Here is a 25,900-nt window from a genome sequence, read left to right on the forward strand (position 1 = left end):
GAGGGGGAGCAACGGCTGCGACCCCTTCAGGGTCGTGGTCCGGTCGCCTGCACATTCTCAACAAGCTGTGACCCCTCCGGGGTCATTCCTCCAATGGCGTGCTTTCTGACCCCGAAGGGGTCACAGCCTGTAGCCCGCAGGGCGTTTGAGGGCAGTAGTGTATTTCCGACCCCGAAGGGGTCGTAGCCGATGGACCACAACACATGTTTCGCATGACCCCGCGCGTCATCAACGCCATCCTCATCGCCAACCGGGGCGAGATCGCCAGCCGCGTCATCCGCACCTGCCGGAAGATGGGCATCAAGGCCATCGCGGTGTACAGCGAGGCCGACCGCAATGCGCCCTTCGTGGCCCAGGCCGATGAAGCTGTGTTCCTCGGAGGCCATGCACCTGCCGAGAGCTACCTGGACATGGACAAGGTGATCGCGGCCGCCAAGGGTTGCGGCGCCGATGCCATCCACCCCGGCTACGGCTTCCTCAGCGAGAACGCGGCCTTCGCGGAGCGCTGCGCGAAAGAGGGCATCGTATTCATCGGTCCGCACCCCGGCGCGATCGCCGCCATGGGCTCCAAGAGCGAGGCGAAGACCCTGATGATGAAGGCCGGTGTGCCCGTGGTCCCCGGCTACCAGGGCGAGGACCAAAGCACCGAACGCCTGATCAAGGAGGCCACTGCGATGGGCTTTCCGGTACTGCTGAAAGCCGCTGCCGGTGGCGGCGGAAAGGGCATGCGCATCGTGCACGACGAAGCTGGCTTGAAGGCGGGCATCGATGCCGCCAAACGCGAGGCGAAGAGCGCCTTCGGCGATGATGAGCTCATCGTGGAGAAGTACATCGCCAGCGGCCGCCACATCGAGTTCCAGATCTTCGGCGACCAGCACGGCAACGCCATCCACCTGTTGGAGCGCGAGTGTACCATCCAGCGTCGCTACCAGAAGGTGATCGAGGAAAGTCCTTCGCCGGTGATGGGGGAGGACCTGCGCCAACGCATGGGCGAAGTGGCCGTGAACGCCGCCAAGGCCCTGCGCTACGACAACGCCGGTACGGTGGAGTTCATCTACGACGACAGGACCGGCGATTTCTACTTCCTGGAGGTGAACACCCGCCTGCAGGTGGAGCATCCTGTGACGGAGGAGATCACCGGGCTCGACCTGGTGCGCATGCAGATCGAACGTGCGCAGGGCATGCCCTTGCGTGTGAAGCAGGAGGACATCCGTGGTAATGGCTACGCCATCGAATGTCGCTTGTACGCCGAGGACGCGGCCAACGACTTCATGCCGGTGACCGGCACCGTGGAGCGCTTCAGCTGGCCTGCGGTGGATGGGCTGCGCATGGAATCGGCCGTGCAGAGCGGTTCCGCTATCAGCGTGCACTACGATCCCATGATCGCCAAGGTGGTGGTGCATGGCGAGGACCGCGCCACGGCCCAGCGCAAGATGGCGTACGTGCTGCGCCAGTTGGTTTGTCTGGGTACCACCACCAACCAGCACTTCCTGCTGAAGCTGATGGAACACCCCGAGTTCCAGGCCGGGAAGTACGACACGCACTTCATCCGCGATCGCTTCGACCTCGCTTCGCTGGAAGCCACCGGGGAGCATTTGCAGCTCGCGGCCATCGCATCCATGTTGCACGGCTGGCACCAGCGCGAAGGTCAACGCACCTTGCTGCGATCCCTGCCCAGCGGTTGGCGCAACAGCTTCTACGCCCACCAGCAGGTGGACTTCTTCCACGGCGACCAAACCCTTTCCGTAAAGTATCGTGCACTGAAGAACAGCTTCGAGCTGCTGCTCGGCGAAAGCACGCACACCCTGAAACCGCAGGGCGTGTATGGCGACTTGGTCCGTTTCGAACTGGATGGCGTGCAGCACCGCATGACCGTCGTCCGCCGGGGCATGGAGCGGTTCGTACACGGCGAGCGCACCGGTCCGCTGCGGCTGGTGGAGAAGGAGCGCTTCCCCGCCAAGGAGCGGGAGCGGGTGAAGGGTGGCTACACCGCACCGATCCCCTCGCAAGTAGTGAAGGTGCTGGTGGAGAAGGGCCAGTCCGTGAAGCCCGGTGATGGCCTGCTCGTCCTCAGCAGCATGAAGATGGAAAGCACCGTTTCCGCCGCCGAGGAAGGCGTGGTGGAGGAGGTGTTCGCTGCCGAGGGCAGCAGTGTGGAAGCGGGGGCGTTGCTGTTGAAACTGAACACGTGAGGATCAGATGATGAGAGGATCAGATGATCGGATAATGACCTGACGCGATGGAACTCTACAGCAAGGACCAACTCACCAACGCCCTCTCCGAGACCTACGCCTTCCTGGAGGTGCAGCAGAGCGGACAGGTGCTCACCATTCGCCTCAACAGGACCGAGAAGAAGAATGCCCTGCACCCGCACATGGTGAACGAGCTGGCCTTCGCGATGAGCTACGCCAAGCATGAGAAGAGCGTATGGGCCGTGGTGCTGGAGGCCCAAGGCGATGTGTTCTGCGCCGGGGCCGACCTCAAGGCCTTCATGGGCGGCGACAACAACTTCTCCTCCACCATTCCGAAGCCGAATGGTGAAGTGCTCATCGGCGAGCTCTTCAACAAGGTGTACAAGCCGGTGATCGCCAAGGTGGGCGGCGACGTCTTCGCGGGCGGCTTCCTCTTCCTCGCGGGAAGCACCTACGTGGTGGCTGCGGAAGGGCTTCGTTTCGGTCTGCCCGAAGTGAAGCGCGGTCTCTTCCCCTACCAGGTGATGGCATCTCTGCTGAACGTGATGCCCGCCCGCACCGTGATCGACTGGTGCATCCGTGGCTACGACCTGCCCGTGGAGCGTGCCAGGGAACTGGGCCTGGTAACGCACTGCGTGAAGCGCGATGAACTGGACGGCACCGTGCAGGGCCTTCTCGATGAACTGCTGGTCAACTCGCCCACCGCCATCCGCATGGGCCTGGAGGCCTTCGACCACATCCGCCCGGCCGAGGCCGAACACGCCTACCTGCTGCAGATGCTCCAGAAGACCGTGGGCACCAAGGACGGTATGGAGGGCCTCACCGCCTTCCGCGAGAAGCGCGCACCGAAGTGGACCGGCGAATAACAACGAACGAACCGAACGAGCATGTCACAGGACAAGGTCATCATCAGTGCGGCGCTCACCGGGGCGGCCACCAACCGCAGCCACTGCCCGCACATCCCCTACACGCCGGTGGAGATCGCCGAGGAGGCCAAGCGCGCCGTGGATGCCGGGGCCGCCATCGTGCACATCCATGCCCGTGAGGACAACGGCATGCCCAGCTGGCGCACGGAGGTCTTCGAGGCCATCAGCAAGGAAGTGCGCGAACGCTGCCCGGACGTGATCATCAACTACAGCACCGGCGCCATCGGCCTCAGCACCGCCGACCGCATCAAGCACCTGCCCGCCACCAAGCCCGACATGGCCGCCTTCAACATGGGCAGCATGAACTACGCGATCTTCAGCAAGAAGCAGAAGCAGTTCTTCTGGAATGGCGTGTTCGAGAACAGCTTCGACACCATGATGGCCGTGGTGAAGTGCATGAACGAGAATGGTATCACGCCCGAGATGGAGTGCTTCGACACGGGCCACATCCGCAACGCCGAGCCGCTGCGCGAGATGGGACTGCTGCCCGCCAACGCCTGCTACAGCCTGGTGATGGGCGTGTTGGGCGGCATTCCCGCCACGCCGGAGAACCTCATGCACCAGATCAGCCAGGTGCCCAAGGGCGAGTTCTGGCAGGTGATCGCGATCAGCCGGAAACAGTGGCAGATGGCCGCCATCGCCTGTAGCATGGGAGGCAACTTCCGTGTGGGGCTGGAGGACAACTTCTACCTGCCCAACAACGAGATGGCGAAGAGCAATGGCGAATGCGTGGAATGGGGCGTGAAGCTGGCCCGCATGATGGGCCGCGAACCGGCCACCATCGCCGAAACGCGTGCAATGTTGAACATTCCCTTGCGCGACACGGTGGCATCCTGACAACCGGCAACCGGCATCCATGTTCCACGAAAGCACATTCCAAGGAAAAATAGCGTTGGTCACCGGTGGCCGTTCCGGCATCGGCTACGCCATCGCCAAGCAACTGCTGCAGCTGGGTGCCACGGTGATCATCGTGTCGCGCAAGGAGGAGCCGCTGCTGAAGGCGCAGCAGGAACTCGCAGCCTTCGGCAATTGCGATGCACTGGCCTGCGACATCCGCGACACCGAGCGCATCGCCGTGCTGGTGGAGCACATCAAGCAGAAGCACGGCCGGCTCGACATCCTGGTGAACAACGCCGGCGGTCAGTTCCCCGCGCTGGCCGAGTACATCAGTGACAAGGGCTGGAAGGCCGTGGTGGAGAACAATCTCAACGGCACCTTCTTCATGACGCGCGACATGGCGAAAGCCTTCTTCATTCCGCAGAATGACGGCACCGTGGTGAACATCGTCGTCGACATGGCGCGCGGTTTCCCCGGCATGGTACACACCGGTGCCGCGCGGGCCGGGGTGGAGAACATGACCAAGACCCTCGCGCAGGAGTGGAGCCAGTACAACATCCGCCTCAACTGCGTGGCGCCCGGCATCATCGAGTCCTCGGGCCTTTCCACATACCCACCCCAGGTGCAGGAGATGTTCAGCGAAGCCCGCAAAGCCATTCCCCTGAAGCGCTTCGGCGACCCGCAGGACATCGCCAACGCGGTGTGCTTCCTCGCCAGCCCGCTTGCCAGTTACATCACCGGCATCACACTCTACGTGGACGGTGCCCAGCATTTGAACTTCGACAAGATGGGACTGCCCAATGTCCTTCGATCATTCCTCTGATGATGTCATCCGTGTCCATCCGTGTCCATCCGTGGTTCAATGAACCAGAGCGCTGCGCCAGCAGTGCTCATCCGCGTTCATCTGCGTCATCCGCGGTTGCATTTCCTACCGATCCCCGTTCATGACCACCACCCAAGCCACAGCCCTCGTCAAAGGCGCCGAGTTCCTCATCAAGGCCTCACGCCCCGAGGACATCTTCACGCCGGAGGACTACACCGAGGAGCAGCACATGTTCCGCAAGTCCATGCGCGACTTCCTCGACAAGGAGTTGGAACCGATCAAGGACAAGTTCGACACCGTGGAAGGCACCACCATCGCACCCGGACTGCTGGAACAGATGGGCGAGCTCGGCTTCCACGGCATCGGTGTGCCCGAGTCCTTTGGTGGCCTGGGTGCCGACTTCAAGACCGAGCTGGCCTTCGGGGAGATCGCCAGCGACAGCTTCTCCTTTGCGCAGAGCATCGGCGTGCATACGGGTCTCGGCATCTATCCCGTGCTTTACTACGGCACGCCCGAGCAGCAGGCGAAGTACCTGCCGGACATCATCGCGGCGAAGATCAAGTGCAGTTACTGCCTCACGGAACCCGGCAGCGGCAGCGATGCCAACGCCGCCCGCACCCGCGCCGTGCTCAGTGCCGATGGCACGCATTACGTGCTGAACGGCCAGAAGATGTGGATCACCAACTCGGGCTTCGCCGATGTGTTCTTCGTCTTCTGCAAGATCGGGGATGACAAGAACCTGTCCTGCCTGATCGTACACAAGGAATACGGCGTGAAGCTGGGCGCGGAGGAACGCAAGCTGGGCATCCACGGCAGCAGCACGCGGCAGGTCTTCTTCGAGGACGTGAAGGTGCCCGTGGAGAACCTGTTAGGCGAGCGCGACAAAGGCTTCAAGATCGCCATGAACGCGCTGAACGCCGGGCGCATCAAGATCGCGGTGGCCAACAGTGCCATCGCAAAACGTGCGTTCCGTTTGGGTGTGAGCTACGCCAACCAGCGCGTGCAGTTCGGTCAGCCGATCGCATCGTTCGGGGCCATCCAGCGAAAGATCGCGGCCATGGCCACCCGCATCTACGCCAACGACAGCGCATGGAACCGCGTGGCACACCAGGTGGACCAGGTGCTGGAGAGCATGATCGCCGGTGGCATGCCCGAGTTGGAGGCCAAACAGCGCAGCGTGGCCGAGTTCGCCTTGGAATGCGCCATGACCAAGGTCTACGGCTCCGAGATGGAGCAGTTGGTGGTGGACGAAGCGCTGCAGATCCACGGCGGCATGGGCTACAGCGCCGAAAGCGAGATCAGCACGCTGTACCGCAACATCCGCGGCAACCGCATCTACGAGGGCACCAACGAGATCAACCGCCTGCTGATGCCCACCACGCTGCTGCGCAAAGCGATGAAGGGCGAGGTGGCCCTGATGCCCGCCGCCATGCAGGCTTTCCAGGATCTTCAGGCCGGCAAACTGAACCCCGCAGCGGACACGGGTGAGCCCTTCGGCTTGGAATTGTCCTTCCTCGAGTGCGCGAAGACCGTCACCATCCTAGCCGCCGGGCAGGCCATGCAGCGCTTCCAGGAAGCGATCAAGGACGAGCAGGAGGTATTGATGGAACTGGCCGACATGCTCATGCACGTCTACCTCTTCGAGAGCGCGCTGCTCCGTACCATGAAGTACGGCGAGGGTGACACCGCCACCGTGCGCAAAGCGATGACCAACGTGCTGATGCACGACACCGCCGAGGTATTGCGCCATGCCGCGCGTGAGGTGGTGTGTGCCAGCGCGCAAGGCGACATGGCCGCCATGACCGTGAAAGCCCTCACGCGTCTGCTGAACCTCCCGCCACAGGACCTGAAGGAAACGCGGCGCACGGTGGCCGCACATTTCATCGCACGCAACGCCTACGAACTATGAGAGGGATGATGAACCACAGAGGCACAGAGGGCACGGAGAAATGCCCTTGGATCAAGTGGCGAGTCGCTCCTTCCCCGTTTCCTGCGGATCCGGATCCGCTCTGTGTCCTCTGTGCCTCTGTGGTTTCACGCATTTCATTTTTCTGAGGTGAACACCGACGCCCTATACCAGGACCTCCGCACTCCGCTGGACGACTTCCTTCACTGGGAGAAGACCACGCCGGACGCCCTATTCCTGCGGCAGCCCTACGGCCGGGAGTGGCACACGTTCACCTATGCGGAGGCAGGCACCATCGCGCGTCGCATGGTCGGCGCGTTGCGTATGCTTGGCTTGCAGAAAGGCGACCACATCGGCATCCTCTCCAAGAACTGCTACCACTGGATCCTCGCCGATCTGGCGATCATGATGGGCGGCTACATCTCGGTGCCCTTCTATGCCAGCACGCCCAAGACATCGCTTGCGGACCTCATCGCCAAGAGCGACATCAAGGCCCTCTTCATCGGCAAGCTGGAACACTGGGGCAACAAGGCGGAAGTGGTGCCGCCCAGTGTCACGTGCATCCGCTTCCCGCACTACGCGGGCAATGCCACAGTGGACCTTGGTCACGAATGGGATGTGCTCATCGCAGCCCAGAAACCCGTGCAGGATATCCACAAGCCTGCCCTCGATGAGCTCTGGACCATCCTCTTCACCAGTGGCACCACGGGCAGCCCGAAAGGTGTGATGCACAGCTACCGCACTCCGGCACTGATCATCCGGGGTGAACGGCTCACCAATTTCATCGGCATCTTCCAGGTGCCGCACCAGAAGTACTTCAGCTTCCTCCCACTGAACCACGTGGGCGAACGCATCGGTGTGGAGATCAGCTGTCTCGCATCCGGTGGCACCATATCCTTCGGCGAAAGCATCGACACGTTCATCCACAACCTGCAGGACACACAGCCCACGATGCTCTTCGCGGTGCCGCGCATCTGGACCAAGTTCCACCAGGGTGTGCTGTCGCGGATGCCTGAGAAACGCCTCAGCATGCTGCTTTCCCTGCCGGTGATCGGCGGTATCGTGCGCAACAAGATCCGCACGGGGCTGGGCATGCGCGATGTGCGCACCGTGGCCACCGGCGCCGCGATCACACCGAAGCACATCAAGCGCTTCTTCCGCAAGCTGGGCATCCACCTCATTGAGAGCTACGGCATGACCGAGGCCTGCGGGTCCATCAGCAACGGCGTGGATCGCGACACACCGGAGAACAGCGTGGGCCGTGTGGTGCCCTTCTGCGAGGTGCGCATCGACCCGGACAACGGCGAGATCCTGATGAGGACGCCGCACGCGATGATGGGATATTACAAGGAACCGGAGATGACCGCCCAGGTGCTGCGCGATGGATGGATCCACAGTGGCGACAAGGGCCACATGGACGACAAGGGTTTCCTCTACCTCACCGGCCGCATCAACGATGCGTTCAAGACCGCCAAGGGACAGTTCATCGTGCCCAATCCCATCGAGGAGCGGTTGTCCACCTGCCCGCACATCGAACAGGTGTGCCTGGTGGGCATGACCTGCCCGCAGCCGATCGCTTTGGTGAACCTCAATGCCGCGTCGTTCAAGGCGGACCGAAGCACCATGCAGGCAGTGCTGGCCGAGCACTTGGAGAAGGTCAATACCGACGTGGCGAACCACGAGCGCATCTCGACCCTTGTCATCACACGGGAGACATGGAGCGAGGACAATCAACTGCTCACGCCCACGCTGAAGGTGCGCCGCGAGCAGATCGACGCGCGCTACGGGGAACATTACCTGGGTTGGCACAACCACAGCGCCACCATCATCTGGGACAAAGCATGAGCAACGGACGTTTCCACAACATCTCAGAGGCCGAGCGGCTCTTCGCACTGCAGCACACAGACGCCAACCTGCAACTGGCCAAGGAGATCAGCGTGAAGGAGCGTATCACCCGCATCCGGAAGATCGAGCGCTACCTGCTGGACGAACGGCACATGGCCGAGTGGACCGACGCGTTACGGCAGGACCTGGGACGCGCCCCCGAGGAGAGCAGGGTGATCGAGCTGCTCCCCTTCCTGGTGGCCTGCAAGCACGTGTACGACAACCTGCACGGCTGGGTGAAAGACCATCCGGCGGGTACACCGCTGGCCATGGCCGGCCTGAAGGGGTGGACCCGGTACGAGCCGAAGGGGCATGTGCTCATCATATCGCCATGGAATTATCCCCTGCAACTCACCGTTCTGCCACTGATCCACGCCATCGCCGCCGGGAACGTCGTGCTGATCAAGCCTTCGGAGATCTCGGCGCACACATCCGCCTTCATTGATCGGATGATCGGCGATCTCTTCGACGAGCGCGAAGTGGCCGTTGTGGAGGGCGATGTGCCCACCACCACCGCCCTGCTCAACAAGCCCTGGCACCACATCTTCTTCACCGGCAGCCCGGCCGTGGGCAGGATCGTGATGAAGGCCGCCGCCGAGCACCTCACGAGCGTGACCTTGGAACTGGGCGGCAAATCGCCGGTGATCGTGCACGACAGCTATGACATCACCAAGGCCGCGCGCGACATCGCCTGGGCCAAACTGCTCAACAAGGGGCAGACCTGCATCGCACCGGACTACGCCCTGATCCCCGATGGCGAGCTGGAGGACTTCCTCAAGGCCTATCGATCGGCCGTGGACCGCATGTACGACCCGCAAAGCCAGGGGTTGAAGCGGGCGAAGGACTATGGCCGCATGGTCGATGGCCGCAACTTCAAGCGGGTGAAGGCACTGATCGTTGACGCTGTGGCGAAAGGCGCGCGCATCGCCATTGGCGGGGACATGATCGAGGATGAGCGCTTCATCGACCCGCATGTGCTCATCGATGTCACACCGGACATGGGCGTCATGCGGGAGGAGATCTTTGGTCCCGTGCTGCCGGTGCTCACCTACCGCGATGTCAAGGAGGTGCCTCAGATGATCGCACGACTGGAGCGTCCGCTCTCGCTTTACATCCTCAGCCACGACCGAAAAGCCACCGAGTATCTGCTGCGCACCACCACCGCCGGCACCACCGCGATCAATGAACTGATGGTCACCACATCGAATCCCATGGTCCCCTTCGGTGGGATCAACAACAGTGGGATCGGCAAGGCCGGTGGGCACCGCTCGTTCGTGGAGTTCAGCAACGAGCGCGGCATCCAGAAGCGGACCTGGGGCACATTGGCGCCGCTGAAGCCGCCCTTCAAACCCTTCTTCATCAAATGGGCCATGCGCCTGTCACGCCTATGAGGACGGCATTGATCACCGGCGGTTCCAGCGGCATCGGCTACGCCATGTCAAAGCGCTTCGCACGCGACGGATACCGCCTGCTTTGGGTTGCGCTTGATGAGCAGGAGCTCATAAAGTCCAAGGCCGCTTTGCAGACGGAGATCGACCATGCGCAGGTGGAGTTCATGGCCATCGATCTCTCCGAACCGGAGAGCGCGCAGTCCGTGTACGACTGGTCCGCGCAGCACGGCTGGGCCGTGGATGTGCTGGTGAACAATGCCGGCTTCGGCACCTACGGTTATGTGAGCGACATCCCGGTGGAACGCGAAGAGGCGATGATCCACACCAATGTGCTGGCCACCTACCGGCTCACACGTCTCTTCCTGGACGATATGCTGAAGCGCGATGCGGGCACCATCATCCAGATCGCCTCCAACAGCGCCTTCCAACCCGTGGCCCGCATGAACACCTATGCCGCTACCAAGGCCTTCGTGCACCAGTTCGGCCGTGCCCTGCAGGAGGAACTGGAACTGAAGAAGAGCCGGGTGAAGTGCATCACCGTGTGCCCGGCCGCGATCAAGGACACCGCCTTCCGTACCGCCGGACACATGGACGATGCGAAGACCTTCAATGGCCTGGCGGCGACCACCGCCGATGAGGTGGCGGATGATGTCTGGCGTGGTTTCGTAAGGGGCAGCACCTTCATCGTCACCGGCGCCCGCATGCGCTTCCTGCATGGGATCCGGCGATTGGTGCCCTACGTGTTGCAGCAATGGATGGTGCGGCGCGAAACTGCGCGGGCCAACGACAATTGATACCTGACAACGGACAACCCTTCATGGACAGCTACTACTTCACCGAAGAACATGAACTCTTCCGCGAAAGCCTCCGCTCCTTTCTCCAGAAGGAAGTGGTGCCGCACATCGAGATCTGGGAGGAACAGGGCCGCATCCCGCGCGACATCTGGAAGAAGATGGGCGACATGGGCTTCCTCGGTCTGGGTTACCCCAAGGAATACGGGGGCATGGAGCTCGACTTCTTCTACGACGTAGTCTTCTGCGAAGAGACCTCGCGCGTCTTCTCAGGCGGCTTCACCATCACCCAATTGGTGGTGCAGTACATGAGCAGCCCGTACATCCTGAAGTATGGCAGCGATGCGCTGAAGAAGAAGTACCTGCCGGGCATCATCAGCGGGAAGCTGGTGGGCTGCATCGGCATCAGTGAACCAGGCGCGGGCAGCGACGTGGCCAACATTCAGACCACCGCCGTGCGCCAGGGCGACCACTACGTGGTGAACGGCAGCAAGACCTTCATCACCAACGGCGTGTACGGCGACTTCATCGTGGCCGTGGTGAAGACCGACCCCAAGGCCGGTGCCGGTGGGGTAAGCCTGCTGGTGATCGACAAGGACCTGCCGGGCATCACCACCACCAAGCTGAAGAAGCTGGGCTGGCATGCCAGCGACACCGCCGAGCTGGGCTTCGACAACGTGAAGGTGCCCGCCGAGAATCTCATCGGTGAAGAGGGACAGGGCTTCTACTACCTGATGGGCGGCCTGCAGCTGGAGCGACTGGCCGGCGCCATCAGCGCCTATGCCGCCTGCGAAAGCGCACTGACCTACACCCTGGAGTACATGGCCGCCCGCGAAGCATTCGGTCGCCCGATCAACAAGTTCCAGGTATTACGTCACCGTGTGGCGCAGATGGCCTCGGAGATCGAGAGCACCAAGCAGTTCGTGCGCCACTGCAGCCACATGCACGCCGACGGCCACTACGCCGTGAAGGAGTGCTCCATGGCCAAGCTGCTTGCCACCGAACTCAGCGACAAGGTGATGACCACCTGCCTGCAACACTTCGGCGGCTATGGCTTCATGGAGGAGTACAAGATCGCCCGCATGTTCCGCGACAGCCGCGTGGGCACCATCGGCGGCGGCACCAGCGAGATCATGCGGGACATCATCGCCAAGATGGTGATCGATGAGGTGAGCTATGCCAGTGCATCGGAGAAAGCCCCGAAGGCGGCTGCGCCGAAAGCTGTGCCTGCTGCGGAACCAACACCAGCTCCAGCTAATGCAAGCAGCAATGGCAATGGTGTCGACTTCAACCGCCTGCTGGAAGGTGTCCGCGAGCGTTCGGCCACGAAGAAGCCACTCGGCAAGACCCTCAAGTTCGACTTCGGCGAGCACAAGCTCTTCCTGGACGGCACCGGCGACAGCAACATCGCCACTGCCGACGACAAGGATGCCGACTGCACCGTGAAGGTGAGCCTGGAGGACTTCCTCGCCCTCACAAAAGGCAAGCTGAACCCCATGACCGCCATGATGACCGGCAAGCTGAAGATCAGCGGCGACATGGGCGTGGCCATGAAACTGCAAACGGTGTTCGGATGAAATGCAAGCCGCAGATGGCGCAGATGACGCGGATGGAATGTGTCAATGCCAAGTTCCATCCGTGCACCTGTACTGTCGACCCATCGGGCCGACGAACGGGTGCAATAATCGTATGAAACACTAAACGAAAACCCCAACAACCATGACCCTGAACGACATCCTCCCCCTCGTGAACCAGAAGGCCGCCAACGCTGCAGCCCTGGGCAACACTATCCGCTTCGACCTCGGTGACGACAGCGTGCACGTGGACGGCACCGGCAGTGGCAATATCGTCTCCACGGAGAAGAAGGACGCCGACTGCACGGTTACCGTATCCGCCGATGTGTTCCACCAACTGCTCACCGGCGACCTGAACCCGATGGCGGCGGTGATGAGCGGCCAGGTGAAGATCGGCGGCGACATGAGCATGGCCATGAAGCTGCCGGCCATCTTCAACAGCTGAGGAGGGGAGTATCGATCACCGCAGAGAAGCGGGGGCGCGGAGAACGCGGAGGTTGAACCCGGATGCTTGGCTGCCTTCGTGGTCGGGAAGCTGTTGCTCAACCTCTGCGCACCTTTGCGTCTCCGCGGCCCTGCGGTGAATTGTTCCTCCGATGCCCCTCCTCCTCGCCATAGAGACCGCCACCAAGCTCTGCTCCGTGGCCTTGGGCCGTGATGGGCAGGTGTTGGCCATCCGCGAGGTGGACAGCGAGAAGCTCGCACACGCCGAGAAGGTCAACGTCTTCATCGCCGAGGTGATGGAAGAAGCGGGCCTGCCGCTGAAGGACCTCGATGCCGTGGCCGTGGGCATTGGGCCGGGCAGCTACACGGGCCTGCGGATCGGACTAAGTGCCGCCAAGGGCTTGTGCTACGCGCTGGACAAGCCCATCATCGGAATCTCTACGCTGGCCGCGCTGGTGCAAGCCGCACGCACCGCGCATGGACAGCTGCAGGGCACGTTGTGGCCCATGATCGATGCGCGGCGCATGGAGGTCTTCGCGCAGCCATACGATGCCGATGGCCAAGCCTTGGCCGATGTCGCACCGTTGATCCTGGACGAAGCCTGGGCCGCGCTGCCGGAGGCCCGCGTGGTGTTCGGCGATGGCGCCGACAAAGCCGCGCCAACTTGGGCCGGACGCGCAGGTATCACACACTTGCCCGGCATTCGCCCCACCGCATCCGCCATGCTGCCGCTGGCCGAGAAACGCTGTCGGGCCGGCAGCTTCGATGAGCTGGCCTATCTGGTGCCAGTGTATGGGAAGGGGGCCTCCGTGGGCAAGGCGATGATGTGATCGGGACTCTTCCGCTTCAGTTCGCGAACACCACCACCTTGAAGGTCATCATCTGATCGGGCGGGCTGAACTTCTCGCCGTAACGATCGATCATCACCTGCACTTTGCCAACGCCTTTATCGAAGCGCCAGTTCAGTCCGAGTGGCGCGCCTTGGTGGGCCAGCAGGGGCAACTCGGCCCAGTTGTTCGCGGAGCGCTTCACGTAGACCCGCACCGTGCCGCTCTGGAGGACCCCCTCGTCGATGATGTTCACCGTCTTGATCACGTCGTATCCGTGGGTGTCATCACCCGGTATGCCGTAGGCGCTCCATTCGTCGGCCTTCACCTTGAAATGGTGTTCCTGCCCCAGGAGGCCATTGTCGCCCAAGGGTGGGCGCGGCGCGGCGTTCTCGTCCTTGTCGCAGGCGCTGAATAGGATCGCACATATCAGGATCGGAATACGGGTGGCGCGCATGCGGCGGCGGTGTTGTGATGCAATGTTACGCACCACGGCGCGGCTCACAGACCGGCGAGGATCGCCAGCAGGGCGATCATGGGCACATCGCCGCGAACCTGCAGGATGGCGTCGCTCTTGTTGGCGAAGGGACCTTCGGCCAGGTGGACCATGTTCCCGTCCAGGATGAACGCGCCTTCGCTCTTGTTGCAGAAGGGGCCTTCGCCGCGGAACACCTTGTTGCCTTCCAGCATCAATGCGCAGCCGCCTTTGTTGCAGAAGCTTCCATGGCACCGGTACAGGTGGCCGCCATCGGCCAGGAAGGCGCCCTGGCCGCGACCGCCGAAGGGGTCGGCGCTGTGGTAGACCTCCGTGTCGTTGAACACGAAGATGCAGGGGCCTTTCTGGCCGAAGGGACCCGAGGCCGTGTGGATGCGGCCGCGCTCCACGATGAAGGCGGCGTCACCGACCTGCCCGAACGGCCCGTAGGCCCAGTGGATCACGGTGGACTGTGCCTGCAGGAGGCAGGGAAGCAGCAGGGCGATGAGCGATGCGAGGCGCATCCGATGGCGTTCAGCGCCGCTCCGTGCGGAAGCGCAGTACTTCGATGTTGTTCGTTCCGATATCCAGCGTCAACCGCGCTTTCAGCATGCCATTCTCCTCGTAGAGGTATTCGTCGCGGTTGATCTGTTTGTCGTCGTGGAAAAGCGCGCCATCGGTGACATTGCCCGCCGCATCGTACTTCCAGGTGCGGCGCAGGGTGCGTGGCTGGGAGAGGTCGGGTTGTTCGGTGCGCCCCGCCAGCCGGCCCTTTTCGTCGTAGTCGAAGGTGATGCGCGAACGCCGGTTGTTCACCAGGTAGCGGTCCTCGATGCTGCGGAGATAGCCCAGCCGGTCGCTGGTATGCGTCTGCTCGCGGTAGGGCAGGCCCAGGCTGTTGATGTACATGCGTTTCCACACGGTGTCATTCACCGTTTCGTAGCGGAAGTGCTCGTCGCTGATCTCGGTGATGGCCCCCGGCCTCAATTCGTAGCGGTTGGTGCTGAGATTCTCGATGCGGGTGAAGGTCTCGCGCACGGGTCGACCCTGTTCATCGCGTACCACGTCGAAGCCGAAGTAGCCGCTGAGGTCGTTCCGAAGGCGGCGCACCAGGTCGCCTTGCTCGTCGAAGGTGAACATGGTGGAGGCTGTGTCGCGGCCGCTGCCAGGCTGCCCGAAGCTGTGGTTGGAATAGGCCGTTCGTCCCTGCTCATCGAATCGGTACACATGTTTTTCCGGCTTGGCCAGCATGGGCCGGTTGTCCCGTTTCACCGATTGTTCGCCCGTGATGGTGTGGATGCGGTTGCGTGCGATGAACTGCGGGTTGAATCGCAGTTCTCCGGGGTCGTCCGGGCCGGGCTGGATGAGCACCACCTGCGCCGGCAACAGCGTGACCGAGGTCAAAAGTGGAAGGAGGAGCAGGCGTTTCATGTTATTTGCTTCAAGGCTTCTTCCACCGTGGGGACAGGCAATTGGCAGGACTTGTCCACGCAGACAAAGATCGTGCTGGCAGGCAGGAACCTGTCCTTCAACAGCGGGAGATCACTTCGCTTGTTACCACCCAGAAAGACCCGGTTCGGCAGGTAGTGTGCGGCGAATTCCCCGCGCAAACGCAGGGCTTCCGGGCCGGTGATGGCGATCTCCGGGCAGGGGAACACGTGCATGAGCATGAGTTGCGCCCAGTTGCTGTGGCCGCTGGGGTAGCCTGCCAGGTCGTCAGCCACGGTGCCCAGCATGCGCCGGCTCATGGCGAGATAGCGCTCCTCGTCGAGCAGGGTGCCCAGCCCGTGGAGCGCTTTGGCCATGCTGCTGTTGGAGGCGGGGATCACATTGTCGTGCATCTCGCGCGGCCGGGTGATCAATGGCGGGTCCAGGTCACTGGTGAAGTGGAACAGCCCGTTGGCTTCGTCGTGGAAATGCCGGATGGCATGCTCCGCCAACGCTTGTGCCTCGGTGATCCAGCGCTCCTTGAAGGTGACGCCGTACAACGCCAACAGTGCCTCGATGGTGAAGCAGTAGTCCTCCAGGTAGCCGTTGATGGTGGCCTTGCCTTGCTTAAGGCTGTGCCACAGACCGCCGTTGGGGCGTCGGCAGGTGCCCAGCAGCAGTTCCATGGTGTGCTCGGCGGCGGCCAGCCATTCCCCCTTGCCGAACACCTCATAGGCATCACACAGGCCGTGCACCATCAGGGCGTTCCAGCTCACAAGGGCTTTGTCATCGAGCCCCGGCCGTGCCCGCTTGTTGCGTGCTTCCAGCAGCCGACCATTGATGGAAGACACACGTTGACGGAGTTCCTCCTCGGCGATGCCGAACTCCGCCGCGAAGGCCGCATCGTCCTTTTGGCGCAGCAGGATGTGGTCGCCGTGCTCCCAATGGCCGCGTTCGTTCACGTTGTAGTAGGCCGCCGCCAGGTCGAATTCCGCCCCCAGCTGGGCCATCAACTCGTCCTTGGACCACACGTAGTACTTGCCCTCCTTGCCCTCGGTGTCGGCATCCAAGGCGCTGAAGAACGCGCCGTCCGCACCGTGCATGTCACGGAAGAGGAATTCAAGAGTCCGTTCCACGGTATAACGGTACAAGGGCTTCCTGAACGCCTGATACGCCTGGCTGTAGAGCGACACCAGCTGGGCGTTGTCGTAGAGCATCTTCTCGAAGTGCGGCACCTTCCAGAGCACATCGGTGCTGTAGCGTGCGAAGCCTCCGCCCACATGGTCGAAGATGCCGCCTAGGGCCATCTTGTCCAGCGTGAGATCCACGTGCCGCTTCAGGGCGCGGTCGTTGGTGAGCCAGGCGTAGCGCAGCAGGTACTGATAGTTGTTGGGCAGGGGGAATTTGGGCGCTTTGTCGGGCCCACCGTGCACATGGTCGAAATGCGGTTCCCAGTTGGCCACCATGGCCTCCAGGTCGCCCCGGTGGAAGTCCTCGGTAGGCACGGGATCCACCAGCGTGGCGGCCTCCACGCCCTTGGTGAGGCGGGTGGCATAGGCCCTCACGCGTTCGGGTTCGCGCTGCCAGGTGTCGTGCAGGTCGGTGAGCACCTTGGTCCACGTGGCGGGCGGGAAGTAGGTGCCACCGTATACCGGGCGGCCATCGGGTAGGGTGAAGCAGTTCAGTGGCCAGCCCCCGCGCTGGGTCATCAGCTGCACGGCGGTCATGTACACCTGGTCCACGTCGGGCCGTTCCTCCCGGTCCACCTTGATGCAGACGAAGTGGGAGTTCATCAGCCGGGCGATGGCCTCGTCCTCGAAGCATTCGCGCTCCATCACATGGCACCAGTGGCAGCTGCTGTAGCCCACGCTCACCAGCACCAGCTTGCCCTCGTCATGCGCCTTGTCGAATGCCTCCTCGCCCCAGGGATACCAGTCCACCGGGTTGTGCGCGTGCTGCAGCAGGTAGGGGCTGCTTTCCTGCGCCAGGCGGTTGGCAGGGCGGGCGGCGGTATTTTGCCGGGCCATCATGATGGAACAAAGGAAGCCCGCCCCATGGCGGCCGGTCCGTGCCCGGCGCCCCATGCATCAACAGAAGCCGGTGAAGGGCGGGGTGCGGGAGCAGTCCTGGCCAAGCACGCTCATGGGTTTGGGTCTGTTCGTCGCGGTGGTGAGCTTCTTCACGGTGGCCTCCTGGACCCTGATCCGACCTTCCACCTTGCTGCGGGTGCTGTTGGTGCTCTGTTTCATTGGCAATTTGATGCCCTATGCCAGATCGGGATTTCGCCTGGGCATGGAGCGCTTGGAGTGGTTCCTGTTCAATCTGCTGGCTGCGGGGCCACTGCTGACCAGCTTGCTGCTGTGGCTGAACTTCCTCGGCCACGGCCCGGCCACGTACAGCGACCATCGGGTGGACCATGTGGAAGGGGGCCGTACCCGGTATGTCTACTTCTTCGTGGATGGCCACTTGGACGAACTCGTGCTGGCGCGTTCACGCTACCGCGATCGGCACGACCAAGTGGGCCATACCATCCGGATCTCGCAGGCTGATGGGCTCTTGGGCGTACCGGTGATCGTACGTTGGGAGGCGGTTCTATCGGGCCAGTGACCCCAGTTCCACGGTCTCCTCCACCTCAAAGGGATAGCGCTTCCGCAGCAGTCCGGCCTGCCCCAACACAGTGCCTTTCGCCCCGATGGTGGCCTCCCCGCTGAGCGCGCTGCCCAGCATCACCATCAGCAGGTTCAAACCTTTGAATTCGGCGTGGAGCGGCACGCGGTGTATCTCGTTGCTGCGCCGGGGCAGCACCAGGTTGGTGTCCAGGTAGCCCTTGCCCACGTACGTGCCATTGAGGTAAAGGTCCACGTCGGGGTCCTTCACGTGGATCCTGTAGCCGTTCGGATTCTCCAGTTTCACCAGCGCGATGAGCGAAACGCCCTTGCTGTCCAGCTTCTTCAGGTCCACGTCCACGATGTCGTGCATGGCCACTTCCTTATAGGAAAGGCAGCCGGAAAGGAGCACGGCGATCACCAGGAGGGTCAGGTCACGCATACGGGGGAGGGGGAACCGGGTGTATCGGTCCGCAGCGGGCGGAGGGAGGCGGTCGGCAAGGTCCGTGCCGCTGCGTTCGCGTCGCATCATTTGGTGGCCACCATGAAACAACTGCTGCCGAAAGGGATCCTGCGGCATTTCGCCACCCTGTTCTTCTCCCAGGCCCAGACCGCGCGCATGACCCGGTCCAGGGGACCTGACCCGGTCCGGTGCTCCTGGTCCAGGGTCTTCCGGTCGCTGGGTCCGCGGCGTGATCCCAGTCTGCTGGGGATGGAGCGCATGAGGAAAATGGGCAGGGGCAGTGGGGAAAAGAAATAGGTGCCGTAGGTCATGCTGAATCCGGCATTCGTCAGCACTTTTCTGAGTTCGCCCAGGGTGTATCGCCGGAAATGACCGGCCTGCTCGTCCTCGTTGGACCAAAGGAACCCATAGGCGGGCACCGAGATGTAGATCCTGCCGCCCGGCTTCAGGTGGCCATGGGCCAGCTTCAGAAAGCCAAGGTCATCCTCGATGTGTTCCAGCACATCGAACAATCCCATCGCCTCCATGCGCTCCGGCGGGAAGCCGGCGTCCTGCAAGGTGGAGCAGGCCACATGTTCTATTCCCCGGGCCTTGGCATTTCGTGCTCCGGATGGACCGGGTTCGACCAGGACCACCGGGTACCCGGCGTCCTGGATCCCTTTCGCAACGAAACCGTTGCCTCCGCCGATGTCGAAGAAAGCCCCACCGCCATGGAAGTTGCGGATCGCGGCGATGATGATGTCGTTGCGGTGGCGGAACCAGAAGGATCGATCCTCGATCCGCAAGTAATCGTCATTGCCGTCTTCAGGATAGGACACACGGGACTGGACCTTGGCGTAATGGATGCCGTCGTCCTTGCGCTGAAGGTTGGTCGCTCTGCTCAGCGGATCCATCGCCTTGTGGTATGAAGGACCGCCTGGGCCGCGCCCAATGGGTGGTGCCGCATCTCGCTCCGCGATCAGGCACCGTTCATCATTCCCGCATAGTGGTGGAAGAAGCGCGGGATGGAGCGGATGCCCTGGAAGTAGTTGAACACGCCGTACTTCTCGTTGGGGCTGTGGATGTTGTCACTGTCGAGCCCGAAGCCGAAGAGTACGGTCTTCAGCCCAAGTTCTTCCTCGAAGAGCGCCACGATGGGGATGGAGCCGCCGCCGCGGGTGGGGATGGGCTTTTTGCCGAAGGTCTCCTCCATGGCTTTGCTGGCGGCCAGATAGGCAGGGCTGTCGATGGGTGTGACGGCCGCTTCACCACCATGGTGGGGCCTCACCACCACCTTCACGCCCGGCGGGGCGATCTTCTCGAAATGGTCCTTGAAAAGCTTGGTGATGGCACCGCTCTTCTGGTCGGGCACCAGGCGCATGCTGATCTTGGCGTAGGCCTTCGAGGGCAGCACCGTTTTGGCGCCCTCGCCGATGTAGCCGCCCCAGATGCCGTTCACGTCCAGCGTGGGCCGGATGGTGCTGCGCTCCTCGCTGGTGTAGCCCTTCTCGCCGCGCACGGCATCGATGCCGAGGTCCTTCATGAATACCTGTTCATCGAAGGGTGCTTCGGCCAGGGCCTTGCGCTCGGCGGCGCTCAATTCCTGCACGGCATCGTAAAAGCCCGGGATGGTGATGCGGCGGTCGGCATCGTGCAGGCTGGCGATCATCTCGCACAAGGCGTTGATGGGGTTGGCCACGGCACCGCCGTACACCCCGCTGTGCAGGTCGCGGTCCGGACCGGTGACCTCCACCTCCACATAGCTCAGGCCCCGCAGTCCGGTGTTGATGCTGGGCACGTCGTTGGCGATCATGCTGGTGTCGCTGATCAGCACCACATCAGCCGCGAGTTTCGCCTTGTTGGCGCTGACGAAAAGCCCCAGGTTGTCGCTGCCCACCTCCTCCTCTCCCTCGATCATCACCTTCACGTTGCAGGGCAGGCCGCCGTTCCGCATCATGGCCTCGATGGCCTTCACATGCATGTAGAACTGACCCTTGTCGTCGGCACTGCCACGGGCGTAGATCATGCCGTCCTTGATCACCGGGTCGAATGGGCCGCTGTGCCAGAGGTCCAAGGGGTCGGGCGGCTGCACATCGTAGTGGCCATAGACCAGCACGGTGGGCAGCTTGGGGTCGACGATCTTTTCGCCGTACACGATGGGGTGCCCGGCGGTGGGGCAGACCTCCACCCGGTCCAGGCCGGCCTCCTCCATGCGCTGTTTCACCGCTTCGGCGCAGCGGGCCACATCGGCCTTGTACTTGGGGTCGGCGCTCACGCTGGGGATGCGCAGCAGGTCGAGGAGTTCGTTGAGGAAGCGGTCCCTGTTGGTCTCGATGTAGGTATCCAGTTGTTGCACGGGCGGCTGGGTTTTCGGTGGGTGGCGAAGATAGCCGCCATGATGCGCCCGGAACGCCCTGGCCCCTTGGGGCAACCTTTGGCCACCCCCGTGGGTCTACTGTTCCGACGACAAACCCTACCTTCACCTTTCCACTTTCGCGCAACCATGACCTATCGCCATCTTCTGGGCTTCCTGCCCCTTCTGTGGGCCGCCCATGCGCAAGGCCAGATGAACGTCTCCACCGCGCTCACGCCCAACCAGTTGGTGCAGGATATCCTGCTGGGCAATGGGGTGCAGGCCTTCAACGTCACGTACAACGGGGTGCCCAGCCCGCCCGGCGGCCAAGCAGGATCGGGTTCATTCACCGCCATCAATACGAATCTGGGCTTGGAGGCTGGGGTGATCCTGTGTTCGGGATTCGCCCAGAACGTGGCCGCTCCGGCCTCGGGCTTCCAGAGTGATTGGCTGAATACCGGCAGTGACCCAGACCTGGTGGCCATCTCGAATTCGGCGATCAATGACAAGGCGGTGCTGGAGTTCGACTTCATTCCCATCGGTGACACGCTGCGCTTCCGGTACGTGTTCGGATCCGAAGAGTACCCGGAATGGATCTGCAGCTTCAACGACGCCTTCGGCTTCTTCCTCAGTGGGCCCGGCATCACCGGACCCTACTCGAACAATGCCGCCAACATCGCGCTCATCCCCGGTACCGCCATTCCGGTGACGATCAACAATGTGCACAACGGACTGAACAACAACCCCAACGCCCCCGGGTGCCCGGCGCAGAACCCGCAGTTCTACATCAACAACGGTTTCGGTGGGCAGGTGGTATACGATGGCATGACGGTGGTGCTGACCGCATTCGCCTTGGTGGAGTGCGGCGCCACCTACCACATCAAGCTCGCCATCGGCGATGCTTTGGACACGGCCTTCGACAGTGGCGTTTTCCTGGAAGCAGGCAGCTTCACCAGCACAGGCAACGTGATCCCCTCGCTGGAAGAGTCCTTCGGGGTGATGCCAGGCAATGTGATGCTCGAAGGCTGCGGACCCTATGAGCTCGTGTTCACCCGCCTTGGGGACCTCAATGAGGAACTGATCGCCGACCTGGTCATCAGCGGCACGGCCACGCCCGGTGTGGACTATTTCCCGCCCATCCCGGATCAGTTGGTCTTCCCGGTGGGCGAGGAGACGGTAAGTCTCTTCCTGGACATTCCCTTCGATGGCGACGGGCCGGAGACGATCATCATCGCCATCACCTCCCTGATCGAATGCGCCAACATCATCGTGGAGACCGTGTTCACCTTCAACATCGACACGGCGCCACCGATCAATGTGGCCACCAACAACCTCAACTCCATCTGCGGGCAATCCCATGTACTGGCTCCCACGGTCACGGGTGGCCTGGGTCAGTACACCTTTCTCTGGAGCACCGGGGAGACCACGCCGACGATCACAGTGTCACCTGGGGTGACCACCACCTACACCGTGGAGGTGGGTGATGTCTGTGGCGTACTGCCGGTGCAGGGCAATTTCACCATCACCCTCCCGGTCTATCCGCCGTTGGACATCGAGGTGAGCCCACCCACGGAGGTGGACTGCATGAGCACCGGCCCGATCAGCGTGATCAATGCTTCCGGTGGCGACAACAACTTCACGTACCAGTGGACGCTGAATGGCTTGGTGGTGGGCAACACGGCCACGATCGACGTGCCTTCAAGCCCGCCCACCTGGTATGTGGTAACGGTGACCGACGGCTGCGGCACCTCCATCCAGGACAGCGTGCTTGTCAGCACTGTGCCATTGCCCGATGTGGAGGTCACCCTGAACCCCTACCAGACGGTGATCTGCTCCGGCGATCCCACCACGCTGGAGGTGGCCAACATCATCGGCGGCAATGGGGTCTACAGCCTGGCCTGGACCAACCAGATCGGACAGACCATCGGCACCACCTCGGAACTGACGGTGAACGTGGACGGCAGCCATACCTACACGCTTACGGCCACCGACCAGTGCCAGAACCAGGGCTCGGCATCGATCACCGTATACCTGCCGATATACGATCCGTTTGTGCTGGAACTCACACCGGACCAGACCATTTGTGCCGGTGACGACATCACCTTGCACGCCCAGGTGTCGGGTGGATCGGGCTACTACTTCATCGACTGGCACGGCCTGAACTTCACCGACCCCATCATGGTGGTGGAACCCGACCAGTTGACCGAGTACGTGGTGACCGTGACCGACCAATGCGGGGAGCAGATCACCAAGCGCGTGCGGATCGATGTGGAGTACGTATTCACCAGCATCGTGGTGACCAACCAGGGCCAGGACGACTGGTACCTGCAGGCCGCCACATTGCCCTTCGCCGAGACCTGGCTGTGGGACATGGGTGACGGCACGCGCTACCGCGGCAAGGAAGTGGTGCACAGCTATTACGACCTGGAGGACCATTGGGTGACCCTGTGGATCACCACGCCCACGGGATGCACCGGAGTGGATTCGGTACTTTTGCGCGCCCCGGCGCACATCTACTTCCCCAACGCGTTCACGCCGGACGGTGATGGCATCAACGACTTCTTCGGCCCGATCGGCCATTACATCGACGAGTTCGAGATGACCATCTTCGACCGCTGGGGCATCGAGGTCTTCAACACCAAGGACATGACCATCCAATGGGACGGCCGTGTCAACGGTTCGGGTGATCCCGTGACGGGGGTTTATGTATACATGTACAGGGCGAAGGGCCATTACTTCCCGGCTGTGGAGGGTTATGGCCATGTGACCTTGATCGCTGGTTCCCAATACTGATGAACAACATGGACTTGAAGCAGAAGGCAGGTGCGGTCATCATGATGGCCATGGGGATGGGCACGGCCCACGCCCAGTTGCAGGTGAGCACGAATCTTACCGTGCAACAATTGGTGACCGATGTGCTCGTCGGTTCCTGCGTGACCGTGAGCAACGTGACCTACAACGGAACCGCCAACCCGCCGGCGGGCAATGGCCGGGGTTCGTTCAACTCGATCAACACCAACCTGGGTCTTGGTCAGGGCATCATCCTGTCTTCGGGCAATGTGCAGAACATCCCCGGGCCGGCATCAGGATTCCAGAGCGACTTCCTGGGCACTGGCAGTGACCCTGACCTGGTGGCCATCGCGGGGGTGGGTATCAATGACAGGTCCGTCCTGGAGTTCGACTTCATCCCCACTGGTGACACGATCCGCTTCCGTTACGTGTTCGCATCAGAGGAGTATCCCGAGTGGGTATGCAGCTTCAACGATGCTTTCGGTTTCTTTCTGAGCGGTCCGGGCATCACTGGTCCCTATTCGAACAATTCGGCCAACATCGCGCTGATCCCCGGTACCACCACACCGGTGACCATCAACAACGTGAACAACGGCCTGAACAACAACCCCAACTCACCCGGTTGCCCCGCCCAGAATCCGCAGTACTACATCGACAACGGTACGGGCGGACAGCTGGTCTATGATGGCATGACCGTGGTGCTCACGGCCACGGCGGTGGTGCAGTGCGGGGAGACCTACCATATCAAACTCGCCATCGGCGATGCTTTGGATACGGCCTTCGACAGCGGAGTGTTCCTGGAGGCTGGCAGCTTCTCCAGTGTGCCCTATGTGCCGGAGATAACCCCAGGCCCCACCATTGTGGGCAACATCATCTATGAAAGTTGCATCGAGCTGGATATCGTATTCCGCAGGACCTCATGCAACGAGAATGAGGAGGATGTCGTGTACCTCTCCTACGAGGGTACGGCTGAGAACGGTGTGGACATCGTTCCTCCCCTGCCGGACGAGATCGTGTTCGGACCCGGTGTCTCCTCCATCACGATACCCTTCGAAGCACCGCTGGATCCCGATGGCCCCGAGACCTTCATCATCAACATCGCGGCGCTGGACTGCAACGGCAACCTCGCCACCAACAGCTTCGAGTTCATCATTGACCAGCTGCCGGACCTGCAGGTGACAGGCACGGGTGGCAGCATCCTATGCGGGGAGAACATCACGCTGACGGCAACGGCGGGTGGTGGTTTGGAGCCATATGGCATCAGTTGGGCCCCAGGCGGAGAGGACACACCGTCCATATCCGTATCGCCCACCGCCACCACCACCTACACTGTGACCGTGACGGACTTCTGCGGATCGCAGGTGACCCTGGATTATGAGGTGGTCCTGCTTCCCGCGCCGCCCCTGGTGATGAACATCATCGGCAGCGCTGATGTGCTTGAAGGATGTGGCACCGGGCAATACAACATCATACGTCCTTCCAGCACCACGGGCGATCTGGTAATTACGCTCACGGGCTCAGGCACGGCCACGCAAGGCGAGGATTACAGCCTGCCGCCCACGGTGACCATCCCCGCAGGGCAGCAGAACGTGATCTTCAACTTCAACCCCTTCGCGGACCAGATCATCGAAGGCAATGAAACGGTGACCATCACCGGCACCTACACCAACCCCTGCGGACAGACGGTGACGGCATCGGTCACCTTCACCATCATCGATGTGCCACCCCTGGTGCTGGAGATCAACAACATCCTTTCCGAATGCAGCCCGGACAGCGCGGAGATCTTCGTGTCCGCGACCGGTGGTCTGCAGCCCTATGCTTACGAGTGGTACAACGGCGCCACCGATCCCTTCATCTGGGTGGGTCTGCAGAACAGCGGGCTGGCCGCGGTGACCGTGACCGACGCCTGTGGCGGATCGGCCACCATCGCCGCCACCATCACCATCGAATGTGAGGTGGAAGTGCCGAACGTTTTCACGCCGAACGGCGACGGCATCAACGATTTCTTCGTGATCGCGGGCCTCGGCAACCAGGAGAACACCGTACGCATCTTCAACCGCTGGGGCCAGCTGATCCTGGACGCCAAGAACTACCAGAACAACTGGGCCGCGTTGAACGTGCCCGATGGCACCTACTACTACGAAGTGCTCGTGCGGAACCGGGAAGCGAAGACCGGTCACCTGACCATTCTGCGCAATCGCTGGTAAGCGC

General features: G+C 62.2%; 21 protein-coding genes. 14 read left to right on the forward strand and 7 right to left on the reverse strand.

Annotated elements, in window-relative coordinates:
* Positions 1-212: 212 nt before the first annotated feature.
* From KIT10_13040 to tsaB, 11 genes are all read left to right on the forward strand, one after another.
* The gene (locus tag KIT10_13040; GenBank protein MCW5900186.1) at positions 213-2,192 is read left to right on the forward strand and encodes an acetyl-CoA carboxylase biotin carboxylase subunit; all 1,980 of its coding nucleotides are present in this window, start codon (positions 213-215) and stop codon (positions 2,190-2,192) included.
* 47 nt (positions 2,193-2,239) lie between these two features.
* Positions 2,240-3,058, forward strand: a complete 819-nt coding sequence (locus KIT10_13045) for an enoyl-CoA hydratase/isomerase family protein (GenBank protein MCW5900187.1) — start codon at positions 2,240-2,242, stop codon at positions 3,056-3,058.
* 21 nt (positions 3,059-3,079) lie between these two features.
* A complete protein-coding gene (locus KIT10_13050) occupies positions 3,080-3,955 on the forward strand; it encodes a 3-keto-5-aminohexanoate cleavage protein (protein ID MCW5900188.1) in 876 nt (291 codons plus the stop codon).
* A 19-nt stretch (positions 3,956-3,974) separates the two neighbouring features.
* Positions 3,975-4,778, forward strand: a complete 804-nt coding sequence (locus KIT10_13055) for an SDR family oxidoreductase (protein MCW5900189.1) — start codon at positions 3,975-3,977, stop codon at positions 4,776-4,778.
* A 121-nt stretch (positions 4,779-4,899) separates the two neighbouring features.
* Positions 4,900-6,687 (forward strand): acyl-CoA dehydrogenase family protein, encoded by a 1,788-nt coding sequence (locus KIT10_13060; protein ID MCW5900190.1) that lies wholly within the window; start codon positions 4,900-4,902, stop codon positions 6,685-6,687.
* Positions 6,688-6,834: 147 nt separating this feature from the next.
* On the forward strand, positions 6,835-8,529 hold the full coding sequence (locus KIT10_13065) for an AMP-binding protein (protein MCW5900191.1): 1,695 nt from the start codon (positions 6,835-6,837) through the stop codon (positions 8,527-8,529).
* Entirely contained in the window at positions 8,526-9,959 is a 1,434-nt protein-coding gene (locus KIT10_13070) for an aldehyde dehydrogenase family protein (protein MCW5900192.1), read from the forward strand. The genes KIT10_13065 and KIT10_13070 overlap by 4 nt, the downstream gene beginning before the upstream one ends.
* Complete coding sequence (locus KIT10_13075) at positions 9,956-10,753, forward strand: SDR family oxidoreductase (GenBank protein MCW5900193.1); 798 nt, start codon at positions 9,956-9,958, stop codon at positions 10,751-10,753. Before KIT10_13070 ends, KIT10_13075 begins: the two co-directional genes overlap by 4 nt.
* A gap of 23 nt (positions 10,754-10,776) precedes the next feature.
* Complete coding sequence (locus KIT10_13080) at positions 10,777-12,327, forward strand: acyl-CoA dehydrogenase family protein (GenBank protein ID MCW5900194.1); 1,551 nt, start codon at positions 10,777-10,779, stop codon at positions 12,325-12,327.
* A gap of 142 nt (positions 12,328-12,469) precedes the next feature.
* Positions 12,470-12,769, forward strand: a complete 300-nt coding sequence (locus KIT10_13085; GenBank protein ID MCW5900195.1) for an SCP2 sterol-binding domain-containing protein — start codon at positions 12,470-12,472, stop codon at positions 12,767-12,769.
* Positions 12,770-12,920: 151 nt separating this feature from the next.
* A complete protein-coding gene (gene tsaB, locus KIT10_13090; GenBank protein MCW5900196.1) occupies positions 12,921-13,598 on the forward strand; it encodes a tRNA (adenosine(37)-N6)-threonylcarbamoyltransferase complex dimerization subunit type 1 TsaB in 678 nt (225 codons plus the stop codon).
* Between the two features lie 16 nt (positions 13,599-13,614).
* On the opposite strand, the gene KIT10_13095 is transcribed toward tsaB, so the two are convergent.
* Genes KIT10_13095 through KIT10_13110 form a run of 4 tightly spaced genes read right to left on the reverse strand, consistent with a single transcriptional unit; the run spans position 13,615 to position 17,528 of the window.
* Positions 13,615-14,052, reverse strand: a complete 438-nt coding sequence (locus KIT10_13095; protein MCW5900197.1) for a hypothetical protein — start codon at positions 14,050-14,052, stop codon at positions 13,615-13,617.
* Positions 14,053-14,096: 44 nt separating this feature from the next.
* Positions 14,097-14,594, reverse strand: coding sequence for a hypothetical protein (locus KIT10_13100; GenBank protein ID MCW5900198.1), 498 nt, complete (start codon positions 14,592-14,594; stop codon positions 14,097-14,099).
* A 10-nt stretch (positions 14,595-14,604) separates the two neighbouring features.
* Entirely contained in the window at positions 14,605-15,501 is an 897-nt protein-coding gene (locus tag KIT10_13105; GenBank protein ID MCW5900199.1) for a hypothetical protein, read from the reverse strand.
* Positions 15,498-17,528 (reverse strand): thioredoxin domain-containing protein, encoded by a 2,031-nt coding sequence (locus KIT10_13110; GenBank protein MCW5900200.1) that lies wholly within the window; start codon positions 17,526-17,528, stop codon positions 15,498-15,500. Before KIT10_13110 ends, KIT10_13105 begins: the two co-directional genes overlap by 4 nt.
* Before the next feature lie 52 nt (positions 17,529-17,580).
* On the opposite strand from KIT10_13110, the gene KIT10_13115 reads away from it, so the two are divergent.
* Entirely contained in the window at positions 17,581-18,105 is a 525-nt protein-coding gene (locus KIT10_13115; GenBank protein ID MCW5900201.1) for a hypothetical protein, read from the forward strand.
* Here the strand turns inward: KIT10_13115 and KIT10_13120 are convergent.
* The 3 genes from KIT10_13120 to KIT10_13130 form a co-directional block, all read right to left on the reverse strand.
* Complete coding sequence (locus tag KIT10_13120; protein ID MCW5900202.1) at positions 18,091-18,546, reverse strand: LEA type 2 family protein; 456 nt, start codon at positions 18,544-18,546, stop codon at positions 18,091-18,093. The genes KIT10_13115 and KIT10_13120 overlap by 15 nt on opposite strands.
* An 86-nt stretch (positions 18,547-18,632) precedes the next feature.
* The gene (locus KIT10_13125; protein MCW5900203.1) at positions 18,633-19,460 is read right to left on the reverse strand and encodes a class I SAM-dependent methyltransferase; all 828 of its coding nucleotides are present in this window, start codon (positions 19,458-19,460) and stop codon (positions 18,633-18,635) included.
* A gap of 65 nt (positions 19,461-19,525) precedes the next feature.
* Positions 19,526-20,902, reverse strand: a complete 1,377-nt coding sequence (locus tag KIT10_13130) for a dipeptidase (protein MCW5900204.1) — start codon at positions 20,900-20,902, stop codon at positions 19,526-19,528.
* 147 nt (positions 20,903-21,049) lie between these two features.
* On the opposite strand from KIT10_13130, the gene KIT10_13135 reads away from it, so the two are divergent.
* Together KIT10_13135 and KIT10_13140 are read left to right on the forward strand one after the other, a co-directional pair.
* Positions 21,050-23,692 (forward strand): choice-of-anchor L domain-containing protein, encoded by a 2,643-nt coding sequence (locus tag KIT10_13135; GenBank protein ID MCW5900205.1) that lies wholly within the window; start codon positions 21,050-21,052, stop codon positions 23,690-23,692.
* Positions 23,692-25,896, forward strand: a complete 2,205-nt coding sequence (locus KIT10_13140) for a choice-of-anchor L domain-containing protein (GenBank protein ID MCW5900206.1) — start codon at positions 23,692-23,694, stop codon at positions 25,894-25,896. Before KIT10_13135 ends, KIT10_13140 begins: the two co-directional genes overlap by 1 nt.
* Positions 25,897-25,900 lie beyond the last annotated feature (4 nt).

The organism is Flavobacteriales bacterium (assembly GCA_026129465.1).
GTDB lineage: Bacteria > Bacteroidota > Bacteroidia > Flavobacteriales_F > PHOS-HE28 > PHOS-HE28.

What these genes read in the sequence shown, in the direction of transcription:
- KIT10_13040 (MCW5900186.1), top strand. Translation starts at nt 213, where the DNA reads ATGACCCCGCGCGTCATCAACGCCATCCTCATCGCCAACCGGGGCGAG.
- KIT10_13045 (MCW5900187.1), top strand. Translation starts at nt 2,240, where the DNA reads ATGGAACTCTACAGCAAGGACCAACTCACCAACGCCCTCTCCGAGACC.
- KIT10_13050 (MCW5900188.1), top strand. Translation starts at nt 3,080, where the DNA reads ATGTCACAGGACAAGGTCATCATCAGTGCGGCGCTCACCGGGGCGGCC.
- KIT10_13055 (MCW5900189.1), top strand. Translation starts at nt 3,975, where the DNA reads ATGTTCCACGAAAGCACATTCCAAGGAAAAATAGCGTTGGTCACCGGT.
- KIT10_13060 (MCW5900190.1), top strand. Translation starts at nt 4,900, where the DNA reads ATGACCACCACCCAAGCCACAGCCCTCGTCAAAGGCGCCGAGTTCCTC.
- KIT10_13070 (MCW5900192.1), top strand. Translation starts at nt 8,526, where the DNA reads ATGAGCAACGGACGTTTCCACAACATCTCAGAGGCCGAGCGGCTCTTC.
- KIT10_13075 (MCW5900193.1), top strand. Translation starts at nt 9,956, where the DNA reads ATGAGGACGGCATTGATCACCGGCGGTTCCAGCGGCATCGGCTACGCC.
- KIT10_13080 (MCW5900194.1), top strand. Translation starts at nt 10,777, where the DNA reads ATGGACAGCTACTACTTCACCGAAGAACATGAACTCTTCCGCGAAAGC.
- KIT10_13085 (MCW5900195.1), top strand. Translation starts at nt 12,470, where the DNA reads ATGACCCTGAACGACATCCTCCCCCTCGTGAACCAGAAGGCCGCCAAC.
- tsaB (MCW5900196.1), top strand. Translation starts at nt 12,921, where the DNA reads ATGCCCCTCCTCCTCGCCATAGAGACCGCCACCAAGCTCTGCTCCGTG.
- KIT10_13095 (MCW5900197.1), bottom strand. Translation starts at nt 14,052, where the DNA reads ATGCGCGCCACCCGTATTCCGATCCTGATATGTGCGATCCTATTCAGC.
- KIT10_13100 (MCW5900198.1), bottom strand. Translation starts at nt 14,594, where the DNA reads ATGCGCCTCGCATCGCTCATCGCCCTGCTGCTTCCCTGCCTCCTGCAG.
- KIT10_13105 (MCW5900199.1), bottom strand. Translation starts at nt 15,501, where the DNA reads ATGAAACGCCTGCTCCTCCTTCCACTTTTGACCTCGGTCACGCTGTTG.
- KIT10_13110 (MCW5900200.1), bottom strand. Translation starts at nt 17,528, where the DNA reads ATGATGGCCCGGCAAAATACCGCCGCCCGCCCTGCCAACCGCCTGGCG.
- KIT10_13115 (MCW5900201.1), top strand. Translation starts at nt 17,581, where the DNA reads ATGCATCAACAGAAGCCGGTGAAGGGCGGGGTGCGGGAGCAGTCCTGG.
- KIT10_13120 (MCW5900202.1), bottom strand. Translation starts at nt 18,546, where the DNA reads ATGCGTGACCTGACCCTCCTGGTGATCGCCGTGCTCCTTTCCGGCTGC.
- KIT10_13125 (MCW5900203.1), bottom strand. Translation starts at nt 19,460, where the DNA reads ATGGATCCGCTGAGCAGAGCGACCAACCTTCAGCGCAAGGACGACGGC.
- KIT10_13135 (MCW5900205.1), top strand. Translation starts at nt 21,050, where the DNA reads ATGACCTATCGCCATCTTCTGGGCTTCCTGCCCCTTCTGTGGGCCGCC.
- KIT10_13140 (MCW5900206.1), top strand. Translation starts at nt 23,692, where the DNA reads ATGAACAACATGGACTTGAAGCAGAAGGCAGGTGCGGTCATCATGATG.